Origin of the sequence: Desmospora activa DSM 45169 (genome assembly GCF_003046315.1) — a bacterium.
Lineage (GTDB): Bacteria > Bacillota > Bacilli > Thermoactinomycetales > DSM-45169 > Desmospora > Desmospora activa.
The window spans coordinates 1-1,130 of the sequence record NZ_PZZP01000016.1 but is presented as its reverse complement, the minus strand read 5'-3'; the positions used below and the strand labels follow the sequence as shown (position 1 = coordinate 1,130).

The window sequence follows — 1,130 nt, the reverse complement described above, 5'->3', positions numbered from 1 at the left end:
AAGTGTGGTATACTGTGTCTAGCGCGTTTTTTCTTTTTGTGGCTCGTCGGTGGCATCCGGCGGGCTGTTTCATTTGTTTTTGGCTGCTTCTTCGGAAGGATTAGTCCCATCTTTTCAAGGTCCGGGGTAATGTCCTGACCTTTTTTATGCTTACTGATTAGCTGGCCTGCCTGGGCTTTGGTCAGCTCCCATTCGGTGGTATTCAACCCCGTGGCCCGATGTAGTGCCATTTTCTGACGAATTGTTACAGCCCCTTCTGGGTCTTTCATCACCTGACCGCGATTAGTTGGGGCTTCAATCCTCTCCCGGTACCGCTCATAAACTTTCTCGGAAGTTTCCCGAAAATAGCGGTAATACTCTAGGTCACTCCGCTTTATATGATGGGGCATCTCTTTTTCAATCTCTTCCCGAAGCTCCGAGGTCCATTTATTGACGGCGGAGATATGAAGGTTTCCACCGCTCAGAATATCTCCTGTAATTGGATCTCTGCTAACCTGTTCATAAGGGCGGACCACCTTATCTACCGTCTGCTCCGTAGGAAAGTTTGTCCATTTAATTATGATGCTGGCCCCCATGCTATATTGATCCGTTCTGACGGAAAACTTAGTGCCTGGAAACTGTTCTTTCAGTACCTTCCTGATTTTCTTTGCTACCTCAGTTGCTTTTGCCAAAGTGATCATCCTCCTATGATGTGTGTGATCCTCCTTGGCCCGCTCGCCTTTTGGGTCGTGGCGTGGCTTCCCCGGAGGGTTCGGCTAATTTCCTTAGCTGCAATCTTATTATAAGACTAATATAATTAGCCGTCAATAGTTTTTGGCTAATTTTTTTATTCTTTGACTATATAATTTAGCCGGATTATAATAAAGGAAAAAGGGGGCAGTGCGTGCGATGCAAAAAGTAAAGATTCGTTCTGGATTGAAGGAGTTTGCTCAAAATAGAGGGCTTACCATCCGACAAGTCGCAAAGGATATCGGGATGGAAAGTAGTTGGGAATCTGTCCGGCGGTTTGCAAATAACGAGAGTACAAAGTATTCCCGCGATATATTAGAAAGGTTAATGAATCGGTATGATTGTCGATTGGACGAACTTTTGATAGTTGAAAAGGAAACAGATTAAAAAACCAGCTTCCT

General features: G+C 45.0%; 2 protein-coding genes. One reads left to right on the top strand and one right to left on the bottom strand.

Annotated features, from left to right (window positions below; translation table 11 throughout):
- Positions 1-671: LPD29 domain-containing protein (locus tag C8J48_RS18500; RefSeq protein WP_342748268.1), on the bottom strand; the 671-nt coding region annotated here is incomplete at its 3' end.
- A 217-nt stretch (positions 672-888) separates the two neighbouring features.
- On the opposite strand from C8J48_RS18500, the gene C8J48_RS18495 reads away from it, so the two are divergent.
- Positions 889-1,116, top strand: coding sequence for a helix-turn-helix domain-containing protein (locus C8J48_RS18495; protein ID WP_107728737.1), 228 nt, complete (start codon positions 889-891; stop codon positions 1,114-1,116).
- Positions 1,117-1,130 lie beyond the last annotated feature (14 nt).

What these genes read in the sequence shown, in the direction of transcription:
- C8J48_RS18495 (WP_107728737.1), top strand. Translation starts at nt 889, where the DNA reads ATGCAAAAAGTAAAGATTCGTTCTGGATTGAAGGAGTTTGCTCAAAAT.